Genomic DNA, 23,343 nt, shown 5'->3' on the forward strand with positions numbered 1-23,343 from the left:
AGACACCACGTGCTGTACGGCTTGTCTACCCATGCTCGACGAACGCGTCGCCGACACTCAGGCAGGCGTCTCTCTAAGACGCACAAAAGCCACTATTCGCCAGAAGAGCCCGCCAGCTGGCTTTGGGTCGGTTGAGGGACACGGTGTGGCGGCGGTGCGCGGCTCGGACCGGGTCTTTGGGAGGATGGACCGCCTTTGGCAGGATGGGCCAGCGTGATTGTCGGCGACGAGCGCGAGCCGGAGAAAAAAGCGGGGGTGGTGTGACGTGCGGGAGAACAGCCGGCGGTGGCACGAGGTCACGCCGTCCGAGTTCCCGCACGAGCGGGAAGGTCTGACCCACCTGCGCGAGCTGCTGCCCGACCGGAGCCCCTTCCATGCCTGGACGAATTTCGAGTTTCGTGATCGAGACGGCAAGTGGTACGAGGTCGACGCTCTGGTGCTGGGGGAGCGCCGGCTGCACCTCGTCGAGCTGAAGCACTACCAGGGCACCATCACCGGCAATGCGTACCGCTGGCAGCGCGGCGGGCGGAGCGAGGATTCGCCGCTGCTGCTGGCGCGGCGTAAGGCCCAGCGACTCAAGGGCGTGATCACCGACGCGCTGCGTCAGCTGCAGCCGAACTTGGACTCCCGGCACATCCCGTACATCCAGCACAGCGTGTTTCTACACGCGCCTGATGGTCGGTGTGCACTGCCGCCCAGCGAGGCCACTGACCTGTTCGGCCGGGATGACCAGCAGGCGCGCAGCGGCCTGCCCAGCATCGCCCAGCGGCTGCTGGAGCCGCCGCTGCCCGGCGAGCGGGCCGGATTGATCGACCAGGACGATTTGCTGGTGGCCCTGTTCGAGCGGATCGGCTTCGCGCTGCGCCGGGAGCGGGAGGTGGGCTCCTGGCGGCTGGTCGGCCCGCCTCTGGCCGAGGGGGACGGCTGGCAGGACTGGCCGGCGGAGCACCGGCTGGCCCGCCGCGATCAGGCCCGAATCCGCTTTTTCGTCAGCCGGCCGGGTGCCTCTGAGGCCGAACGACGCGGCATCCACCAGCTCGCCGAGCGCGAGTACGCGCTGACCAGCCGGCTGCACCACGACTGGGTGCTGTGCCCGCGTGACCTGGTCGAGGACGAGCTGGGTGTGGGGCTGGTCTATCCCCGTGACGACGAGTTTCGCCGGCTGGACCTGTGGCTCGACGACCACGGCGACGCACTGACCCTGGTCAACAGGGTGCTCATGATCCGACAGCTCTCAGAGGCGCTGGCCTACGCCCACCGCCACCACGTGGTACACCGCGGGCTGACGCCCGCCGCGGTTCTGGTGCACCGAAGCGGTGACGAGATTGAGGTACGGCTGGGTGACTGGCAGGTCGCCGGGGCCGACAAAGCCGGGGCCAGCCGCACCCCGGGCGGCAGCCCCGTCTCCGGGGAAGTGGCCACCCGCCTATTCGCGGCACTCGAGGGGCGTGCGGCTGCGGACCCGGAACAGCAGCGGGCGCACGCCTACCTTGCCCCGGAGGGGCGCTGGAACCGCGACGCTGACCGGGTCCGGCTGGATGTGTTCGCCCTCGGCGCGTTGGCTTATCACATCGTGGCCGGGCGTCCGCCGGCCGGTAGCGCCCTCGACCTGCGGGACCGACTGACCCGCGACGGCGGTCTGGACCTGGTGGCCGATGTGCCCGAAGTGCCTGCGAGCCTGCGGCAGCTCGTGCTGAATGCAACCCGGCCGGTGGTCGGCGAGCGGCTCAGCGATGTGCAGGCATTCCTCGCCCAGCTCGATCAGGTAGACCGAGAGACCCAGGCGAGCGCCACCGGGGTGGTGACAGATCCGCTGGAGGCGGCCCCTGGCATGCTGCTCGGCCAGCGGTTCGAGCTGGTGGGCCGGCTGGGCTCGGGCTCGACCGCGGTCGGGATGCTGGTGGCTGACCGGGCGGCCGGTGGCGAGCGCCGCGTGCTCAAGGTAGCGCTCGACGACACCGCTGCGGCCCGTCTGCGTGGCGAGGCCGAGGTGCTGACGGCGCTGGCGAAGGTCAACCATGCGCGGCTGATCCGCCTAGTGGAGCCGGAGCCGCTGCGGGTGGGCGACCGCACCGCCTTGTTGCTGGAGAGCGCGGGTGAAACCACGCTCGCGGGGGTCCTGCGGGAGCGGCCTCGACTGTCGCTGGACCTGCTGGAACGTTACGGCACCGACGTGCTGGAAGCGGTGGTGGCGCTCGACAAGGCCGGCGTCGACCACCGCGACATCAAACCGGCCAACCTGGGGGTACGCGAGCAACGCAGCGACAGGGCTAAGCATCTTGTGCTGTTCGACTTCTCGCTGTCGCGGGCCGGCGCCTCGGCAATCGAGGCCGGCACCCCGCCGTACCTCGACCCGTTCCTCGGCACTGCAGCCCGGCCCACCTGGGACTCAGCCGCCGAACGGTACGCGGCCGCAGTCACCCTCTTCGAGATGGCCACCGGCCAAGCACCCCGCTATGGCGACGGCCGCTCCAACCCGGCCGTGATCCCCGACGAGGCCACGATCGATCCCGGCCTGTTCGACCCGAGCGTGGCCAGCGGGCTGGTCGACTTCTTCCGCCGCGCACTGCGACGGGACGCCCGCGAACGCTTCCACACCGCGACGGAAATGCTGGGTGCGTGGCGTGCCGTCTTCACCCATCCGGCCACCACAGTTCCGAAGGACGCCGACGATGTCGCTGCGGCGGCCCGGCCCTCGACCCCGCTGGCGGCGTCCGGCCTGTCGGCCCGGGCCCTGTCGGCGCTGGAGCCACTGCGGCTGAACACCGTCGGCGACCTCGCCGCCGTTGACCCCGGGCAGCTGTCGCGTCTGCGCGGTGTGGCCGATCCCACGCGGCGGGAGGTGCGCAGCCGGGCCAAGCAGTGGCGGGAGCGGTTTGGCCCTGCGGCCGGCCTTGCGCCGACGCCAGACCGGGCCGCCGCTGACCCGATCGCCGACCCATCCAGCGCCGCCGACCTGCTGCTGCGAGTGGCCCGCACCCCGACCCGTCAGCGGTATGTGGGGCGGCTGCTGGGTCTGGACGACGGCGGGGCCACGACCGACGCGTTCGCCTCAGTGACCGACCTCGCCCCCGTCCTTGGCCTCGGCGGGCAGCCGCAGGTGTCGCGGGCGCTGGCCGACCTGCAGGAGACCTGGGCCGCCGACGCCGACGCCCGCACCCGGCTGGACGCGATCCTGGGCAGGGCTTACGAGGCCCTCGCCGGCCTGGGCGGCCTGGCGGTTGCCGAGGATGTCGCCGCGGCGCTCGCGCCGGCGTCAGAGGACCCGCGGTCGGTCCGGATCGTCGCCGGGCTGCTGCGCCTAGCGCAGGACCGCGCCGAGATCGTGGAGCGGGGCGGCGGCGACACGCCGCCGATCGTGCGACGCCGCCGCAGAGGCGGCCGAGGCCATCTTGTAGCGACCGAGCCAGCCCTGCTCGACATTGCAGACGCGCTCGGCGGACACGCCGACGACCTGGTCGCTCGGGCTGTGGACTCCGGCGAGGACATCGTGCCGGTGGGCCGGGCAGCGACCCGGCTGCGTGCGGTGTGGCCTGCCGGATCGGCTGCCCCGGACGATGTGCGACTGGTGCGGGTGGCCGCGCAACTGTCGGCTCGGGCCGCCGCGTCGCGCCGAGGCGAACTGCATGACCGCGACCTCGAACCGGCCGCCGCCGTCCGGATCGCCCTCGGCGGGCTGGCCCCCTCGGAGCAGCTGACTGTGCAGGACCTGTCCGACCGGGTCCGTGCCCGCTTCCCCGACCTACCGGCGCTGCCTACGAGGCCGCGGCTGGACCGGGTGGTCAGCGACGCCGGGCTGCCGCTGCGCTGGGACGGCGAGCACTACGCGGTGCCATCCCGCCGCAGCGACACCACTCTGGCCAGCCGCGCATCGGTGGTGGCCATCGAAGTCGCCAGCGCCCGAACCGCCGCCACCGGGGAGGACGCTAGGCTCGTCGACAGCGTACGCAGCCGGGCGTTCCTGGCCCTCGGCGTCGCCCCGCAGCGGCTCGACGCTGCCACCCGAACTCTGGCCGAGCGGCACCACGCGCGGGTGGTCGACGTGACGTCGGTCCTGCTCGCAGCCCTGCACGACGAGGCCGGCCGCCGCGGCGTGTCCTGGGATGCGGTACGGGCGGCCGACGCTGCTGAGGCGGGCAGCCGGCCGGCGCAGGGCCTCGCCGCTCTGGTCCGTACCGTGGTCCCCGCAGTCGAGGCCGCGATCACCGAGGCAGCCGACGGCGCGGCCGAGGGTACCCGACCGGTACTGGTCACCGACGCTGCGCCGCTGGTCCGGTATGGCCACGCCGAGGTGCTGACCCGGCTGGCCGACCCGACGACCCGCCGCCGGCAGGCGGTGTGGCTGCTGCTGCCCGAGACCCCGGGGGCCGGCGCGGCGTTGGATGGCGTGCCGCTGCGGCTGGGCCACGGCGGGCAGTTCCTGCGACTCGACGACGATTGGCTGCGGGCATCGACGGCGGAAAAGGAGAAGGCATGACGGCTGAGGAGCGCCTGACCGGCGAGCTGCGCGCCGAGTTGAAGGCGTTGGAGGACGACCTGCGCCGGCGGGTCGCAACCCAGCCGGCGGTGGATCGGGCATGGCGCGACCAGCACCAGGAGGCCCTGCAGTGCGGGCGCACCGCGGGGTCCTGGCAGGAGTGGTCCGACGACCGTGTCACCCAGGCGGCCGTCGCCTGGATCCTGACCGCCGTGTTTATCCGGTTTGCCGAGGACAACAAGCTCGTCAAGCCGGTGTGGATCTCCGGACCGAAGGAGCGCCGGCAGGAGGCGCTGAACGCCCAGGCCGAGTTTCTGCGCACCGAAGCTCGCACCAACCCTGACGTCACCGACCGAGAGTGGCTGCTGCACGCGATCACGTACCTCGCGGGGATGCCGGCCACCCGGGAGCTGGTGGACGAGACATCGGCCCTGTGGTTGGTCACCCCATCCGGCGACGCGGCGGCCCGGCTGCTGGCCTTCTGGCGGGAACGGGATGAGAACGGCGAGCTGCTGCGCGACCTGTCCGACGAGTCGCTGGACACCCGCTTCCTGGGCGACCTCTACCAAGAGCTATCGCTTGCGGCACAGGAAAAGTACGCCCTGAAGCAAACACCCGTGTTCGTGGAGGAGTTCATCCTCGACCGTACCCTGGACCCAGCGCTGAATGAACGTCCGCTGGACGGTTTCAAACTGATCGACCCGACCTGCGGTTCTGGACACTTCCTGCTTGGGGCATTCGCACGCCTGCGGGAGCGCTGGGAGCGGCATGCCCCGGGAATGGAGCGACGTGCCCGCGTGCAGAAGGCGCTCGACGCGATCCACGGAGTGGACCTGAACCCGTTCGCAGTGGCGATCGCCCGCTTCCGGCTAACCATCGCCGCGATGCAAGCGTCGGGCGACGAGATGCTGGAGAGTGCGCCGGCATTCAACTACCACCTAGCCGTCGGCGACTCGCTGCTGCACGGCCTTGACCAGCTTGAGATTGAGTACGGGGCGGAGTACAGCGCGGACCGCACCGCGGCCACCTACGCCTACCCAACCGAGAATCTGGCGGCTCTGCAGAAGATCCTGGGAAACGGCCGATACGACGTGGTGGTTGGCAACCCACCGTACATCACTGTCAAGGACAAGGCCCTCAACCAGGGGTACCGGAAGCGGTACCACTACTGCAAGGGCACCTACGCACTGACGGTGCCCTTCATGGAGCGGTTCTTTGCCCTGGCAAAGGCGGGAGAGCGGCCTGGTTGGGTCGGTCAGATCACCAGCAATTCCTTCATGAAGCGCGAGTTCGGCGTACCACTGATCGAGAAGTTCCTGCCCACCAAGGACCTGCAATTCGTCATTGATTCCGAAGGGGCATGGATTCCGGGTCACAATACTGACGGGACTCCGACGGTTATTCTGATCGGCATGAATCGGCGACCAGTCAAGGGAGTGGTTCGGGCCGTTTTGAGCAACGGGCTTCGGGAAACTCGTTCAAGTGGCGATAAGGGGCAGGGTCCATATTGGACATCGCTAGCGAACCACCTCGATGAGTTGGGATTCGAAAACGATTGGGTAACCATCTCTGACCTTGATCGCGGGTTGCTCGCGACCCATCCTTGGTCCCTCTCCGGCGGCGGTACCCTTGAGCTTCAAAGTGCGATCGACAGCCGCTGCTCGCGTCGATTGGCCGATATGATTGCAGGGCAGATTGGCTTCGCTAGCTTTCCGGGGGCCGACGACGCATTCTTCGCGCCAAAGCACGCCTTGAGCCGCGATCAAGTGCCGCATGAGCTAGCCCGACCCGTCATTACCGGAGACGTTGTCCGTGATTGGTCGGTGACCGAGGGCGGCTGGGCGCTCGCTCCCTATGACGAAAAGGCCAAACTCATCCCCATCGCGGGCCAGCCGTGGCTCCGTCGGCAGTGGCCCTATAAGACTGTTCTCGGCGCCGTGACCGGCTTCGGGGGCGTAACCAAGGCCAAGGCTGGAGAGCCGTGGTGGAGTTGGTATCGCTGGGTAGCTGCCCGTTACCTGCGGCCGCTCTCGATAACATTCGCAGAAGTGGCAACACATAATCACTTTGTGCTGGATAGAGGCGGGAAGGTCTTCAAGCAAACTGCACCCGTGATCAAACTGCCAGAGGGATCTACCGAGGATGATCACCTAGGTCTTCTAGCGGTTCTAAACTCTTCAACTGCATGCTTCTGGCTCCGTAATAGAACGAAGCCGAAGGGTGGCGCTGCCGACCAAGCATGGCAAAGGACATACCAGTTCAATGCATCCAACGTAGAAGAGTTCCCACTGCCCTCCACATTGCCGTTCGAACGAGCCCGGCGGCTTGACCACCTCGCCCAGCGACTCGCCGAGTTAACGCCAGCGGCGATCGTGGCTGCGGGTATCCCGAGCCGGGAATCGCTCGACGACGCGCGGCATGCATTCGAAGCCGTGCGAGCTGAGATGATTGGGCGGCAGGAGGAACTCGACTGGACGGTCTACCGGCTTTACGGCCTGATCGACGAGGATCTGACCTATCCCGGCGACGACCTGCCCGGGCTAGAGCTTGGGCAGCGGGCCTTCGAGATGGTGCTTGCCCGGCGGGTTGACAAGGGTGAGGAGCAGACGGCCTGGTTCGAACGGCATGGCTCCACTCCGGCCACTGAAATCCCAGGGCGTTGGCCTGCAGCGTACCGTGACCTCGTACAGCGGCGGATCGAGCTGGTCGAGTCGCATCCGTACCTGAAGCTGTTGGAGCGGCCGGAGCACAAGCGGCGCTGGGGCTCCGAGCCGTGGGAGAAGTCGTGGGAAAGGAGGGAGGAGCGCGCTCTCCGCGATTGGCTGCTGGACCGCCTTGAAGACCGCCGGTTCTGGTTCGATCGGGCCGGCGCCCCAGTCCCGCGGAGCGTCGCGCAGCTTGCCGACGACGTGTCGCGGGACGCCGAGCTGGTGTCGGTGTTGGCCTTGTGGGAAGGCCGGCCGGACGTGTCGGTGGTGGTAAGCCTGCAGCGGCTGTTGGCCGAGGAAGCCGTGCCCTACCTGGCCGCCTATCGATACACGGAGAGCGGGCTGCGCAGCCGAGAGGCGTGGGAGCACACCTGGGCGTTGCAGCGCCGCGAGGATAAGGGCGAGAAGTTCGGCACTGGTCCAGACAACCCGCCGATCCCGGTCCCGCCGAAGTATGCTCCGGCTGACTTCGTTCGTAAGGAGTACTGGGCGCATCGCGGCAAGCTGGACGTGCCCAAGGAGCGCTTCATCCTCTACCCTGAGGCGGGCAGGGACAACGATCCCACCCCGTTGCTCGGGTGGGCCGGCTGGGATTATTCGCAGCAAGCGTTCGCGCTCGACCAGTTGCTGCGGTGGCGGGAGACCGAGGGCGCGCCGGACGAGAAGCTGATCCCGCTGGTGGCCGGCCTCGCGGAGCTGCTGCCGTGGGTGGAGCAGTGGCACACCGAGCCGGACGCGTTCTATGGCGGGGTGTCGGCGGCGGAGTTCTTCCGGGAGCAGGTCGACCTGCGTGGCCGACAGGTGGAGCGCACGCGCGAGCAGCTGGCCGCATGGTGCCCAGAGCCCTCCCGCCGTGGTCGTGGACGAAAGGCGAAGACAGCATGAGCATCCTGCTGCGGGACATCATCCGCATTCCGGAGATTGCCGGTGCCGACGATTACGTGCTGCGGCTTACCGAGGGGGTTGGCAAGAGCCGGCTGCATCGGACCGTCAAGGAGTACGTGGTCACCGACGCGCTGGCCGAGGCGTTCGACTCCGCACTCGGGCTGGTCGCGTCTGCGATCCAGGACGACCAGAGCCGGGCGGCGTTTCTCTCCGGCTCGTTCGGTTCCGGCAAGAGCCACTTCATGGCTGTCCTGTACGCGTTGCTCGGTGGGGAGTCGGCCGCCAGGGCGATCCCGGAGCTGCAGCCTGCGGTCGCGCGGCACGATTCGGTGCTGGCTAACAGGAAGATCCTGCGGCTGGCGTTTCACTTTCTAGAGGCGCGCAGCATCGAGGAGACGATCCTCGGCGGGTACGTGGCCCAGATCCTGGCGCTGCACCCGGGATGCGACCTGCCGGCGGTGCATCGCAGCGATGCGGTGCTGGCCGATGGTGAGCGGATGCGCAAGCGCCTCGGCGATGATGCGTTTCTCGCTGGGCTCAACGAGCACATGGCGGTGGCCGACGAGTGGTCCGGCGTGCTCGAGGGGGACGAGCCGTGGACGGCGGACTCCTACGACGCCGCGCGGGCGGCGGCTTCGGGCAGCGAGGCCCGGCAGAGGCTGGTCTCGGCGCTGGTCCGCACCTACTTCACCTCGTTCACCCAGACCGGCGAGTTCGTCACGCTGGACGAGGGCCTGGCGGCGATGTCCCGGCACGCCAAGGGGCTGGGCTACGACGCTATCGTCATGTTTCTCGACGAGCTGGTGCTGTGGCTGTCGTTCGCCGTGCGAGACCGGGAATTCTTCGGCCGGGAAGCCCAGAAGATCACCAAGCTGGTCGAGTCGGGCTTGGGCGGGCGGGCCATCCCGATCGTGTCCTTTGTGGCGCGGCAGCTTGACCTGCGCCGCTACTTCGTCGACATGGGCGCCGGCGCTGGAGCCGAGCAGGATGCGCTGGACAAGGCCTTCCGGCACCAGGAGGGGCGGTTCCTGCCCATCGTGCTCGGTGACGACAACCTGCCGTACGTGGCGGAGAAGCGGCTGCTGCAGCCGAAGGACGCTGCCGCGAGGGCGACCCTTGACGAGGCGTTCCAGCAGCTCGACCGGCGGCCCGAGGTGTGGGATGTGTTGCTGGACGGGGTTAACACGGATGACAGTCATCGTGGCTCCGACCAGTTGGCGTTCCGGCGTACGTATCCGTTCTCCCCGGCCCTGGTCTCGACGTTGCGTACGCTTGCCTCGGCCATGCAGCGTGACCGCACCGCGCTGAAGGTGATGCAGCAGCTGCTGGTGAACCAGCGGGATTACCTGACCATCGATGATGTGGTGCCGGTCGGCGACGTCTTCGAGCTGGTGGTTGATGGCAATCAGGCGCTGACCCCGGAGATGGCCGGCCGGTTCAAGAACGCCCGTACTCTGTACCAGGAAAAGCTGCGCCCGGAGCTGCTGCGCGAGCACAAGTTGGCTGCGACCGACCTTGCCGGCCTGCCCCGTGAGCATCCTTTCTGGGCCGACGATCGGCTGGTTAAGACGCTGGTGCTGTCCGCTGTCGCTCCGGAGGTGCCGGCGCTGAAGGAGCTGACACCGTCCCGGCTGGCCGCACTCAACCACGGGTCGATCACCGCCCCGGCGTTCCGCGGCCGGGAGGGCGAGCTGGCTCTGACGAAGCTGCGCCGCTGGCAGTCGGCCGTGCCCGAGATCCAGATCACGGGAGACACCCGTAACCCTGTCGTCCGGGTGCGTATCGCGGAGGTTGACTACGAGAGCGTCGTCGAGCGCGCCAAGGGTGAGGACAACGACGGCCGGCGGCGGGAGACGCTTAAGCGGCTCGTCTGGGATGAGCTGGAGCTGAAGGACATCGACGGCGACGCGTTCGGCGTTTCCCGGCAGACGCGGATCTGGCGGGGGTCGCGGCGCGAGATCGAGGTCGTGTTCGGCAACGTTCGGGACCAGAACTGGCTCACTGACGGGGCGTTCGAGGCGGGCCCAGACACGTGGCGGTTCGTCATCGACTATCCGTTCGACGAGGACGGCCACAGCTCGTTGGAGGACCTGAACCGGGTCGAGACTTTGAGGGCCGCGGCCAAGCCCGCTCGTACGGTCGTGTGGGTTCCGCACTTCCTCAGTACCGAGCGGCGGCGCGAGTTGGGCCGGCTGGTCATCCTGGACTGGCTGCTGGGCGGCTCGGGGGAGCGGTGGACCGCCCACTCGGACCACCTCGCCGAGGCGGACCGGGTGCAGGCCCGGATCATCCTGGAGACGCAGCGGGACTCGTTGCGGCAGCGGCTGCGCCGCGCGGTTCAGGAGGCGTACGGGGCGGCCACCGCCACGCCCGGCACGCTGGAGCGGCTGGACGGCCACGACCGGGTGCTGTTCAGCTTGCACCGGGAGTTCGACCCGGCGGCCCCGGTCGGACATGACCTGGCCGCCGCATTTGCCAACCTGGTAGAGCAAGCGTTCGCCGCGACCTTCCCGGGGCATCCGCGGTTCGAGCCGGAGGAGCGGGAGGTGACCCGGGCCGAACTGGCCGCTGTGCTGGCTGCCGTTGAGGCCGCGGGGCAGGATCCCGACGGCCGGGCCTTCATCGAGCCGGGTAAGCGTGAGGCGGTACGCCGGGTCGCCAACCCGCTCGGTGTCGGCCACATGGGCGAGACACACTTCCTCTTCGGCTCCGACCGGTTTCGCTGGGACATGCTGCTGTCCACTGCGATGGGCCGCGACGGCATGTCGCCCGCAGACCCGGTCGCAGTCCGGCGGCTGCGCGACTGGATCAACGCGGTCTCGCCGCCTGCAGGCCTGCGCCCCGAGGTCACCGATCTGATCATCTGTGCCTGGGCGGTGTTGCACACCCGCGCCTGGTACCGGTACAACGCACCGGTAGTGCCGGCCCCGGCGCCCGGGTCGCTCGCGCCGGATATGGAGCTACGTCCCGAGCCGCTGCCGGCTGCCGGCGATTGGGAGGCAGCTGTGGCGCGCGCGGGGGTGCTGTTCGGCACGGTGGCCAACCCGTACCTGACCGGCCAGGCGGTGACCGAGCTGACTCAGGCGGTCAGTGAGCGGGCGGCGGCAGTCAAGGCGGCTGCCGCGCAGCTCGTCGCCGATTTGGAGCGGGTCTACCAGCGGTTCGGAACCGACACCGCCGCGAATACCGGCCGGCTAGCCACGGCAAGGTCCGCGCATGAACTTGTGGCCGCGTTGACCGGCGCCCGAGACCGCGTGGCGCTGGTGGAGGGGCTTGCCCGTCACGAGCTCGCCGGTACGGCGCAAGCTACCGCGAAGTCGCTGACATCCGCGCAGACTCTTGTATCTGGGCTTGCCAGCTTCCCGTGGGAGCGGCTGCGGCCGGTGCAGGAGGCCGAGGCCAGCGGCGCCAGCGAGCGCGCTGTCGCGGCGCGTGGCATCCTCGACCGGCTGCGCGACGCGGTGGCAGCGGACGAGCTGGCGCAGTCCCTGTTGGTCGCGCTGAAGCGCGCCGAGGACGAGGCGTTCCGGTGGGCGCTAGGGGCGGCGAACGGCGGCGACAAGCCGCGCCCTGGCGGTGGGGACGACGGCAAGCGGCGGCCGGCCCGCGGAGCCCGTACCGTGGCCAGCCAGGAGGACCTGAACGAGACGGTGACACAGCTGAAGGCATTCGCGGCCGAGCGGGCCGGGCGTCCGTTCACAGTGGAATGGCGGGCCGAGGAGTGACCCTCGCCGCAGCGACCCTGCCGGTCATCACCGCCCTGCTCGACGAGGCCGCCCGCAAGCGCTACGCCGGGGGCGTGCTCGGCGTGCAGGCCAAGCCGGAGTGGGCCGGCCCGGACGAGTTCGACCATAACGGCGTGCCGGTCCGCGTCGTGCGCTGCCAGTCCGCGTTGGCGGTGCGGGAGGCGCTGCTTGACCGCGGCGCCGACCGATGGCTGGTCGTGCTCACCGACCGGGACGAGACCGAGCTTGGCCTCGGGATCACCGCCCACCTAGCCTGGCAACGGCTGCGCCGGCCGGACCCGTGGGCCGCCGTGCAGGACAAGTTCGCGGCCACCCGCGTCGACCACGGCCTGGTCACCGCCGCGTCCGCACAAGCCATCGCCACCGGGCTGCTGGCCGCAGCTCCACCGGACGGCTGGCCACCGGCCCGGGTCGGCCTACTCACCGCCGACCACGCCTTCGGGGCCGTGGCCGCGCTGCGGCTGGGCCTCGGACAGGTGGGCGAGCCGGTTGACCTACCAGTGGTGTTGCGCTGGAGCACCCGCGCCGACGCCGCCACCGCTGTTGCCGACCTGCGGGTCATCGCCGGGGACGCGCTCGTTGACGCGCTACTCGCCTGGGCCGCCGACCGGTGCGGCACCTGCGCCTCCGTCGTACTCCCGCTCCTGCGGGACGGCCGTGCCGCCGACACCGTGCCAATGGGCCTGGTGGCCCGGGTGGTACGCGCGGCGCCAGCCGGCTCCGGGCCGCGCGCCCTACTCGGCCGGGAGGTGGGTGGCCAGCTTCCAGAGCATGTCCTCAAAGTGTGGGCGGAGCAGGCGGAGCTTGTGACCCGGGAGGTGATCTCGGCCGAGCCGGACGCTGCTGCGCGGGTGCTGGCGCGTGCGGAGACCCTCCTCGATCGGGTTGAAGCTGGCTCCTTCGCCGGCGAATCGGCGATCATCCGGCGTGGCCTAACAGCCCGCCTCGCAGTCCTCGGGGAATCGCTACGGCGCTGTGCCGAACGGGCCGCGGCCCGGGCAGCCGCCGGCGGCCCGGACGGTCCCCTGGTAGACCCGGCCGTGCTGCCCGCAGTCGAGGAGGCCCGCAGCCAGGTAGAGGGCCACGCATTGGCTCAGCATCCCGACGAGGTACGGGTGCCACGAGCGATGGCCAGCGTCCGCCTGGCGCGCTGGTTGAGCCGGACGGCACCGACCGCTGGCGACCTCGGCGAGTTGGCTGCCCGGCAGCGAGACGAGGACGCCTGGGCCGACCGAGCTGCCGCCGAGGCGTGGACCGGGGTGGACGACGAAACGCTCGCGCAGGGGCTTCGGGCTGTGCTCGAAGCGGCCCGGTTGCGGCGGGACGCCCACGACGAGGCGTTCGGCCGCGCTCTGGCGGCACACGTCGAGCAGGATGCCCCGACCCCGGCCGGGCTGGTCCACCTGGAAGACCTCCTGCCCACGGTTGTGCTGCCGCTGGCGCGGCAGCGGCCGGTGCTGCTGGTGGTGGCCGACGGGATGAGTCAAGCCGTCGCCACGGAAGTCGTCGACGACGTCATCCGCCGCTACGACAGTTGGCTGGAATGCCTGCCGGATGACCGTGACCGGCGTATCGCAGCCGTCGCCCCGCTGCCCTCACTCACCACCGTGTGCCGGGCGAGCCTGTTCAGCGGGGCGCTCACCACCGGCGAGCGGCCGGCAGAGACCTCCGGTCTGAGCGCGCTGGTGAAGGCGCACGGCCTGACTGCGCGCCTGTTCCACAAGGTGTCCTTGGACTCCAGCGCCGCCGGTTACGCCCTCGCCCACGACGTGGCCGCCACAATCGATGACACCGCAGGCACAGCCCTGGTGGCCTGCGTCCTCAATACCATCGACGACGCACTCGACCGGTCCGACCCGGGCGGCACCGCGTGGACCGCGGACACCGTCAAGCACCTGCGCCCGCTGCTGGAACGCGCCCGCACCGCGGGCCGGCTGGTGGTGCTCACCTCCGACCACGGCCACGTTGTCGAGCGGCGGCAGGGGCACACCCTGGCGGTGACGGGCGCGTCCAGCAACCGGTCCCGGCCGCTCGACCCGACAAAACCGGTGGGCGAGGGTGAGGTCCGCGTACGCGGCCGCCGAGTGCTGCTGCACGGCGGCGATGCCGTCCTCGCGGTCTCCGAACGGCTGCGGTACGGGCCGCTGAAGGCCGGCTACCACGGTGGCGCTGCCCCGGCCGAGGCCGTGGTGCCGGTCAGCGTCCTGGCCCCGGGTGAGGCGCCGGACGGATGGCGGCTGGCACCACCGCAGTCCCCGCCGTGGTGGCGCGGCCCGATAAACGGCGGGCCGACGCCCGCTGCGGCACCGGCGCGGACTAAGGCGGGCATGCGTGCCCAGCACACCCCGCAGGCAGCGACCCTGTTCGACGAGCCGGATGTCGCCGCGGCCGTCCTCGCCTCGCCCACCTATCGCGACCAGCGCAAGCGCGCCGCCCGGGCAGCGATCACGGACGATCAGGTTGCCCGGCTGTTGTCCGCCCTGCTCGCCACCTCGGCGTACCGGCTCGACCCCGAGTCCGCCGCAGCGGCACTCGGCGTAGCCACGGTCCAGCTCACCGGGGCGCTGTCCCAAGCCCAGCGGCTGCTCAACGTCGAGCAGTACCCAGTGCTCAGCCGCGACGCCGACGGCAGGGTTGTACTCGACACCACCCTCCTTAGGGACCAGTTCGGGGTCACGCTGTGACCCTGCAGCTCAGCACGCGGCGCCGCCAGGAAGTGATCAACGCCTTGCGTCGCGGCACCGTACCGCAAAACGGGCTCGACGTGCTCGCGGTCGGTCTCGACCGGTTCACGGCAGCCGTGGACGCCGAGCTGGCGGCGGTGGCCGCCGGCGGTGGCGGTTTCAAGGCCGTCCGGGGGGAGTACGGCTCCGGCAAGACCTTCTTCGCCCGGTGGCTCGCCGAGCGGGCCAAGCGCCAGGGCATGGCCGTGGCCGAGGTGCAGATCTCCGAGACCGAGACGCCGCTACATCGGCTGGAGACCGTCTACCGGCGGATCTGCGAATCGCTGCAAACCTCCGAGTTCCCCGCCTCGGCGCTGCGGGCGGTGCTGGACGACTGGCTGTTCCTGCTCGACCAGGAGGCCGGCGACGCGGCCGAGGCCGTGCTGGAGCGCCGGCTGGCCCAGGTCTCCCGTACGACGCCCGCCTTTGCCGCCGCCCTGCGCGGCTACCGCGCGGCGCTGCACCGCGATGATCCTGCGACGGCTGAGGGGCTGGTCGCCTGGCTGGGCGGCCAACCACAGGTTGCGGCAGCTGTCCGCCGGGCCGCCGGTGTACGCGGAGAGCTCGACCATTTCGGCGCGTTCGGCTTCCTCCAGGGCCTGCTCACCGTGCTGCGCGACAGCGGACACCCGGGGCTGTTGGTGGTACTGGACGAGGTGGAGACCCTTCAGCGGGCCCGGTCCGATGTGCGCGACAAGGCCCTGAACGCGCTGCGCCAGCTGATCGACGAGGTCGACTCTGGCCGCTTCCCCGGGCTGTATTTGCTAATTACCGGAACTGCCGCCTTCTTCGAAGGTCCGCAGGGGGTGCAGCGGCTAGCACCGCTGGCCCAACGGTTGGCCACCGACTTCACCGCCGACGCTCGCTTCGACAACCCCCGCGCCGTGCAGCTGCGGTTGCCCGGCTTCACCCCCGAAACGCTGGGCGAGCTAGGCGTGCGGGTACGGGACATCTTCGCCGCCGACGTCGCCGAACCGGACCGGATCGCCCGGCTCGTCGACGACACGTACGTCGCCGACCTCGGCGCTGCATTGACGGGTCGCCTCGGCGGCAAGGTCGGCGTGGCGCCCCGGTTGTTCCTCAAGAAACTGATCGGTGACGTGCTCGACCGCGTTGACCAGTTCCCCGACTTCGATCCCAGATCCGACTACGCACTGACCCTGTCCACCACTGAGATGACCGAGGTGGAGCGAAACGCAGCCAGCGCCGACGACGTGTCGCTGGACCTGCCGTGACCGCCGACCAACTCCACCCAGCTGTCGTCCACCACATCGTCAACTCCCTCGGCTGGTCCGACCTGCGGCCGATGCAGCAGGCGGCCATCGACCCGCTACTCGCCGGCGACGACGCACTATTGCTCGCACCCACGGCCGGCGGCAAGACCGAGGCGGCTGTCTTTCCCCTGCTATCCCGGATGGCCACCGAGGGCTGGTCCGGCACATCTGTGGTGTACCTGTGCCCGCTCAAGGCGCTGCTGAACAACCTGCTGCCCCGACTCGAGCGGTACGCCGAGTGGCTGGGCCGGCGAACCGCCCTCTGGCACGGGGACATAGCCGCCCCCCAACGCCGGGCGATCCTGGCCAACCGACCCGACATCCTCCTGACCACCCCTGAGTCGCTGGAATCCATGCTGGTCAGCCGCAACGTGGACCATCGGTCGTTCTTCGCCGGCCTGCGCGCCGTCGTCGTCGACGAGGTGCACGCATTCGCAGGCGACGACCGCGGTTGGCACCTGCTGGCCGTCCTGGAGCGGCTGACCCGCGTCATCGGCACGCCGGTGCAGCGAATCGGACTGTCAGCCACTGTCGGTAACCCGGAGGAACTGCTGGGCTGGCTGCAGGGCTCAGGGAAAGGCGCCCACCCCGGGCGGGTCATTGCGCCGAAGGAGCTCGGCATCCACCCGAACGCCGTGGCCGAACCACCGCCAGGAGACATCGAGCTGGACTACGTTGGCTCGCTCGCCAACGCCGCCACCGTCATCGCGTCCCTGCACGCAGGGGAGAAGCGCCTGGTCTTTTGCGAGTCCCGGCAGACGGTCGAGGAACTGGGACAGCTCCTGCGGGCCAGAGGGGTCACCACCTTCCTGTCGCACGCCTCCCTGTCCACCGACGAGCGACGCCGATCAGAGCAAGCGTTCGCCGAGGCGCGCGACTGCGTCATCGTCTCCACCAGCACCCTCGAACTCGGCATCGACGTCGGCGACCTGGACCGCGTCATCCAGATCGACGCCCCGTCGACAGTCGCGTCCTTCCTTCAGCGGCTCGGCCGCACCGGGCGTCGACCCGGCAGTGTCCGCAACTGTCTCGTGCTCGCCCGCGACGGCGATTCACTCGTTGTCGCCGCTGCATTGCTGCTGCTGTGGGGGCGCGGCTGGGTGGAGCCGGTGACAGCACCTCCCGAGCCACGCCACATCGTCGCCCAGCAGGTCCTCGCGCTCTGCCTTCAACAGGGCCGAGTCGGCGACCGCCTATGGCAGCAGTGGTGGAACGGGCTGTCCCCGTTTGACCGCAGCGCCGAGCCGATAGTGCGGTTCCTGGTGGAGCACGGATTCCTGGACGTCGACGGCGACATGCTGTTCATCGGCCCCGAGGCGGAGAGGCGGTTCGGCCACCGGCACTTCATGGAGATGACGACCGTCTTCACCAGTCCACCGGAATTCACCGTCCTGTACGGCCGCAGGGACGTCGGCCGGATCGATCCGAGCCTGCTGACCGAGGAGGTACACGGTGATCGCCGGGTGCTCCTGGGTGGGCGGAGCTGGCGCGTGGTGTACGTCGACTGGCGGCGCCGGCGCTGCTATGTGGAACCGGCCGACGGCGGCGGCAAGGCCCGCTGGACGAACCGCGGCTGGGCAGGCCTCGGCTTCGAGCTGACCCGAGCCATGCGGGATGTGCTGCTGGGCAGCGACCCACCCGTCCGCCTGACCAAACGCGCGACCGACAGGCTTGCCACCGAGCGCGACGAGCGATCGTCCCTGGTCCACCCCGGCGGCAACGTCATCAGCCGAGACGAAGGCGGTGACCTGCGCTGGTGGACCTGGGCCGGATTCCGCGCCAACGCCACCCTGGCGGCAACCCTCAGCGAGGTGGTCGACCCAATCCAGCGCTTCGACGACTGCCAGATCCGCCTGCGAGAGGATCTCACGCCCGCCGCATGGCGAGAACTGACCGCGGACGCGGAGCAGCGTATCTGTCTGCCTGACGTGAACGAGAAGGCGATGGAGGGACTTAAGTTCAGCGCTGCGTTGCCGCCGCGGCTCGCGACGGCGACCCTCGCCGCCAGGCTCGCCGACACCACCGGTGCCGCAAGGGTGTTTGAGGAACGAGCGCGCTTTGTTCAGGTCTGACCGAAATAAGAGCGGGAGTGGGCAAGCAGCGCACTGCCTTCCGTCACGTATTGCGGACGCTGGCGGTCCGGAACGTGTCAAGGGATTGAGGCCAGTGGGAGTTAAGCGACCAGCGGTTCTAGCTCGGTTCGCTGGTCGGGTTTGTTGATCCAGACGACGATGTACCCGTTGACCGTCGTGTAGTGGTTGTTAGGTGGGCTGCGGAGCTACAGCCGGCGGCCCGTTGACGCCGTTGGTGAGGTCACTCAGCGCCAGTGGCTGGTCCGCTAGGCCGGAGACTTTGAGGGACAGGATCGCGGATTCGACGTTGTCTGCGTAGATGACGACGGCGAGTTCCTCCCGGGCGCGTGAGACGCAGACGTACAGCAGGCGCCGACTCCGTTCGATCGTCGTGTCCTTGCCGTTCGCCTTGTTCTCGCGGTCCGTCTGCGACGGTTCTGCGAGTCCGAGGAGCTTGTCGTAGGAGTACGACGGGAGGACGCCTTCGGTGTCGTCCAGTAGGACGATGACACGAGGGAACTCAGCGCCCTTGGTTGCGTGCTGAGTTGAGTAGGGCGACTGACGGCTAACATAGCGAAGATAGCCTTCAACCTCGCGTACGTCGCATGCCATGAATGCGTCGAGGATCTCTCGGGTCTTTTCGCTCAGCACCTGGTCGCTGTACGGTCCGTCAGGGTCTAGATAGCGGGTGAGGTGCGGAGCCGGATCAATCAGACCGTTGTCGTACGCGAACCGTAGCGCCCGCCCGACCGAGCCTGGGCCGGCGTCGGCCACGAGGCCTCGTAGTTTGGTCACGGCGTCGCGGGCCGACGTCAATCGTGCCCGCGCGACAGCTGCTCCGGCGAGGTCGTCACGGAGTAGCCTGCTGTGCTTTCGCAGGATGCGAAGTGCTGCGGCGTCCTTCGATGTGTCGCACAGCGGCAGGATGACGGTGGCGAACGGTGTGATGGGCCAGGCATTGCCTTCGATGAATGCGGTAGCGAGTGTGGGTGGGTTTCGCGGGTGGAAGGCTGCGTGCAGGTTGGCGAAGCCGAGCCGCCGCGCCGCGAGCTTGTGCATGGCCACGAGGATCTTCACGCTGTCCGGCGCGTCGCCGGTCCAGGCATCGTTCGACGTACGGAGTGCGAGCCAGCGACGAATGGTGTCCATGCTGTCGATGCGGTCGGCGTCGGCAGGCAGAACGAAGAAGTAAGCGTGTCCGTCCGGGGTCAGGTCTTCCGGCCGGCCAGGTGTTTGCTGAACACCGTCCGCAGCGGCTCGTACTCGGTTAACGACCTCGAGCACCCGGCGCGAGGAGCGAAAGTTCTCGGGTTTGTTGATGAGCTCCCAGTCCGGCTCGGCCGGAACCCGGCCAATGCCCGTGGGGTAGATCTGCTGCATCGGGTCGCCGAAGAACCCCAGACAGAAGTCGCTCTTGACGGTCTTGTACATGTGTACGAGGCTAGCGACGACGGCCGCGTCTGTATCCTGGCTTTCGTCAATGAAGATGATCGGAAAGCGTGTCGCGACGACCTTCGCCAGCAGCGGCTGCTCGAGAAGCATCTGCGGCACCATTTTGAGGATATCCGCGTGCCCGATTTGCCCTCTACCGTAGTCCGGTCCCACCCCGTAGGTGAACTTGCGGACCGTGCGGAGCGCGTCAAGTTGACGCTCGTAGCGGACCCGGTCCTGGGTCATGGCGTCTCGTTTGGTCGATGCCTTCGATTTCTCGATTTTGCCGTCAATCTCGTCGACTTTGGTCGCGAGTTGTCTTTCGATCCAGGCGCCGATGTCGGACTGGAACGGTGCGATGGCGTCCCATAGGAAGCTGTGAATCGTCGACACGTAGACCAGCGGGTCGTCTTGGACGTCGCCGTGGATCTCGGCTGCGGCGACTTCCGTGTAGGTGATGCAGGCTATCCGCTGGGTACGCGCACGAAGCTGCGCACGACGGGTTGCGGCCACGTGCGCGAGGGCCTTGACCAGCGAGGTGGTCTTCCCGGATCCCGCCCCAGCGGTGACGATGAACCCGGCCTTTCCCTTGCGATCGAGGACATCGCGGATCCGCCGGTCGGCGTCAGTGTCTCGGGCATCGACCCGGCTGGTCATTTGCCGACCTCGGCTTCGATCGTCGCTAGGGGCGCAGTGTCGGGCGCCGCGACCGTGACCATGTCGCGTAGCCAGTTCAGGCCTTCCGTAATGTACTGCGGTGCTGACCACTGGTTGTGGTCCTTGGTGATGAGTGCTAAAGCAAAGTCGGTCTTGTCGAAGGATCTGACCCGCTTGTAGATCTCCTCGTGCAGGTCGTCCAAGGCCATGGTCGCGGCCCCTGGCACACGGAGCCGGAGATCTGTCTGTGCCTCATCCTGGCACCATGCGAGGTTCTCCAGAGCGAATGCTTCCTCGAACGTGCGACCGGCTCGGGTGGCCTCCTGGCCGCCCCACACGATCGGTCGGCGGGTCTGGTATGCGACTCGGATATATCCCGGACGGCCGTCGACGGCGCGTGGGCATTTCGCAGCGTCGTTCGAGTTGAGAAGCTGGTCGATCGATCGGAAGCCCGGAATCCATGTGGCCAGGGCCTCGTTGCTGGTGACCGCTCCTGCCTGCGTCGTCATACACGATGCCCCAGCCGCAGGAGCCTCAGTGGAGTCGGCCTTGGCCGCGTCGGGATTCGGCCCTCGCACGCTGTCCAGATCGGTGATGACGAGCGTGGGAACTCCTAGGAATTCAACGAGTTCCCGGAACCTGTGGGCGTGTGCCCCGCCGACCTCGAGGATCGTGAGGTGACTTGACTGGAGCTCAGGAATTGTCTGTTGGATAATCAGCGGCAGCAGGAGCCGTTCGACGTTGCCCTCGACCAGGATGGCGGCGTCGGCGAAGAACAGGTCGCAGTGGGTCAGCTTGAGGTACTGCCGGAGGAAGTGTCGGGTAGCGACCTCCGTCGTTTCCCGGAACCTCATCAGGTCCTTGACGTCGGTGTGGTGGATGTTGCCGTCAGCACCGGCCCGCTTGAAGTACCGGATCGGCTCGAAAGTCTTCTCGTAGATGACGTGAGCGGAGTGCGTCGTGACAACCATCTGGGTGGTGAAAGCCGGCTCGACCTGCGGCAGGATCTCACGGATCTTGCGGATGAAGACCTGCTGCAGTTGGGCGTGTAGATGCGCCTCGGGTTCCTCGATGAACACCAGGTGGATCGGTGGTCGTTCGCCCTCGGCGTCGATCCACCGGTGGTGGAAGTCCAAGACCTCGACAACCATGTAGATCAGGTTCTTGAAGCCCAGTCCGTTGTACTGGTCGGGCAGCGTGCGCTCCGTCGTGCCTCCCGGGCCGTCGGCGGCGGGTAGGGCGTAGTGCACCCGCGCGCCGCTGTTGAGGACGCTCTGCGCGTTGAAGGAGGCCTTCACCACCAAGCGCGGATGCACGAAACCCGGATAGCCGAGATCGGCAAGCTTGTCCAACGTCGACTCGAAGACCTTCGCGAAGTGCTCGTTGAGGTGGCGTTCCGAGTCTGCGATCGCGGCGACGGCCGCGAGATCGTCCTCGCGCTGTTCGAGATTGCGGGCGTAGAAGCCGCTCAACTTTCGGGACAGATCCTCTGCGCGGCCGCGGCTCTCGCCGTCGACCAAGTGGCGTTGAGCATCAAGGAAGTCAATCTTGATCAATGAGTCAAGCTTGGCGCCAAGGCGGCTCTCGCTGCCGCCCACGATGTGCGGGACATACCCGGCAACCGGATCGAGCTGCTCGTCGCAACGAGTGGCATCCAAGATCGCGTAGGTGATCTCGTACTCGCGTCGCAGCTCACGCGTCAGATAGTCAGTCAGCGACTGTGGCCAGGGTTCGTAGGCGGATTCCTTAGGGTGGTCGACGGCCAACGCCCGTCTGCGGCACTCCTCGAAGTTTTCGATCAGCGCTTTGCCGTTCTTGGGCATGTACGCGAGCCGGACCCCTACCAGCCCGGAATTCCAGCTTAGGTCGGGCAGAAGATCGACGACGCGATGCAGATTGTCATCGTCCCCGTCCAGGTCGAGCCAGATGTCCAACACGATGTGGGGAAGTCGCTCATCGGGATCATCCGCAGCGGCATCGAACGAGTCGAGCTCGGCCCAGCAGTCGGCGGTGAAGTCGTAGAGCTGGAATCGCCCCTTCTCGACGCCTAGGAACAGCCGAAACACCTGGGCGGCCGAGGTCTTCCCGCTGTTGTTTGCGCCGACGAACACTGTTGTCTGAGGGTCGAGATCGATCTTGACGTCTCGCAGCCGCCGGAAGTTCTTCACACGGAACGTCTTGATATGCACGCCGCTCCACTCGCCACAAGGCACACCGTCAGGAGGCGTGCGATCAACTGAACACTATAGATCATCTGTCGCCTCCTGTAGTTAGGTTTGACGACAATCGAAGTGGAGATCATTAGTCAAGGTAGGACCCGAAAGGGTATCGGTGCCTGCCGCGTTAATGCCCATGGAGTTTACCGGTTCGGATGAGGTGGACGGTTCACTGAGTCCTTTCTGTGTTGACCCTACAGATCGTGTCGATTGCAAGCGGCCTGGAACATCGATGAAGGCGAGGTTCCGGGGACTAAGATCTGTGAGGAGGGATAGCCTCGCCGTCCCGTGGGTTATGGACCGTAGCCGGGCTGATACCTGTAGTGCGTTGGCTGAAGTGCATCGTTGCGGGGCATCCAATGCTCGTCGAGCCACAGGTACCCGCCGTGAACGGTCCACGTCCCGTCGGCCCGCAATGTCAGCTCGAGGTCATGAACGATGGCGAGGACAGTGCGGATGCCGTCTTCCTGCGCAGCACGTACCTCGCCGGCGGTGACGAACACCGGGCCCCGCCCGCCGAGAGTGCCTTTGACCTCGACTCGGAACTTCGGAGCACGCTCTGGCCCAACCTCGTAGTCGTACGGGTGATACGCCGACGTGTTCCGGATACTGCGGCGGCTATGTCCTTGGCTAACGAGCCACTGATGGACCTTGCGCATGGCGGCGAGCTCGACTTTGCGGCGCAGCAGCGGATCTTCGAGCCGTCCTTGCCCGGCAGTGCCGTTGCCGCCGATACCAAGAGTGTCGGTAGCGCCCCAGCCGTGCCTGCCGATCCGGTGTTCGGGTGCGCGTGGCTCCATGATGAGCCGGACAGGCCGGTAGGTCCAGCCGAGGAGCCACCCGGAGTCGGGAGCGTTGGTGGTGTAGTCCTGGTTCAGAAAGGCAGTCCTGGAGATGTCGAGTTTCCGCATGAGTTGCGCGGCATGCTCGTGATCGTCGTAGCGGCCCTTCACGACGTCGATGACCTCGACCTCCCACGTCAGCAACCCTGCATTCGGCCCACCACCGCTGACGAGAACGACCCGAGTGCCGACATCGAGCTGCGCGAAGGGCGGCAGACGTCGCCGCCACATGTTCCACTCGACTTCACGTTCGCTGACGTCTAGCTTGCCGCCAATGTTCCATGGCTGGTGCCTGAGCAGGACTACCATCGA

Annotated in this window: 9 protein-coding genes; 6 read left to right on the forward strand and 3 right to left on the reverse strand. The window is 68.1% G+C overall.

All coding sequences use genetic code 11. The features are described from left to right. The first annotated feature begins 265 nt into the window (after positions 1–265). From pglW to ACGFI9_RS34365, 6 genes are read left to right on the forward strand one after another with little or no spacing between them, the layout of a single operon-like run. Positions 266–4,477: a BREX system serine/threonine kinase PglW gene (pglW, locus tag ACGFI9_RS34340; protein WP_393184739.1), complete on the forward strand. Its 4,212-nt coding sequence runs from the start codon at positions 266–268 to the stop codon at positions 4,475–4,477. Continuing rightward, a complete protein-coding gene (gene pglX / locus ACGFI9_RS34345) occupies positions 4,474–8,070 on the forward strand; it encodes a BREX-2 system adenine-specific DNA-methyltransferase PglX (protein ID WP_393184741.1) in 3,597 nt (1,198 codons plus the stop codon). Before pglW ends, pglX begins: the two co-directional genes overlap by 4 nt. Then, a complete protein-coding gene (locus ACGFI9_RS34350; RefSeq protein ID WP_393184742.1) occupies positions 8,067–11,795 on the forward strand; it encodes a DUF6079 family protein in 3,729 nt (1,242 codons plus the stop codon). Before pglX ends, ACGFI9_RS34350 begins: the two co-directional genes overlap by 4 nt. Continuing rightward, complete coding sequence (pglZ, locus tag ACGFI9_RS34355; RefSeq protein ID WP_393184744.1) at positions 11,792–14,500, forward strand: BREX-2 system phosphatase PglZ; 2,709 nt, start codon at positions 11,792–11,794, stop codon at positions 14,498–14,500. The genes ACGFI9_RS34350 and pglZ overlap by 4 nt, the downstream gene beginning before the upstream one ends. After that, the gene (gene brxD, locus ACGFI9_RS34360) at positions 14,497–15,774 is read left to right on the forward strand and encodes a BREX system ATP-binding protein BrxD (RefSeq protein ID WP_393184746.1); all 1,278 of its coding nucleotides are present in this window, start codon (positions 14,497–14,499) and stop codon (positions 15,772–15,774) included. Before pglZ ends, brxD begins: the two co-directional genes overlap by 4 nt. Then, on the forward strand, positions 15,771–17,885 hold the full coding sequence (locus ACGFI9_RS34365; protein WP_393184748.1) for a DEAD/DEAH box helicase: 2,115 nt from the start codon (positions 15,771–15,773) through the stop codon (positions 17,883–17,885). The genes brxD and ACGFI9_RS34365 overlap by 4 nt, the downstream gene beginning before the upstream one ends. A 189-nt stretch (positions 17,886–18,074) precedes the next feature. Here ACGFI9_RS34365 and ACGFI9_RS34370 read toward each other — a convergent pair whose 3' ends face one another. The 3 genes from ACGFI9_RS34370 to ACGFI9_RS34380 form a co-directional block, all read right to left on the reverse strand. Further along, positions 18,075–19,973, reverse strand: coding sequence for a UvrD-helicase domain-containing protein (locus ACGFI9_RS34370; RefSeq protein WP_393184750.1), 1,899 nt, complete (start codon positions 19,971–19,973; stop codon positions 18,075–18,077). Next, positions 19,970–22,162, reverse strand: a complete 2,193-nt coding sequence (locus ACGFI9_RS34375) for an ATP-dependent endonuclease (RefSeq protein ID WP_393184752.1) — start codon at positions 22,160–22,162, stop codon at positions 19,970–19,972. The genes ACGFI9_RS34370 and ACGFI9_RS34375 overlap by 4 nt, the downstream gene beginning before the upstream one ends. A 320-nt stretch (positions 22,163–22,482) precedes the next feature. Further along, positions 22,483–23,340 (reverse strand): protein NO VEIN domain-containing protein, encoded by an 858-nt coding sequence (locus tag ACGFI9_RS34380; RefSeq protein ID WP_393184754.1) that lies wholly within the window; start codon positions 23,338–23,340, stop codon positions 22,483–22,485. Positions 23,341–23,343 lie beyond the last annotated feature (3 nt).

It is taken from the genome of Micromonospora sp. NPDC048930, from assembly GCF_043197935.1.
GTDB lineage: Bacteria > Actinomycetota > Actinomycetes > Mycobacteriales > Micromonosporaceae > Micromonospora.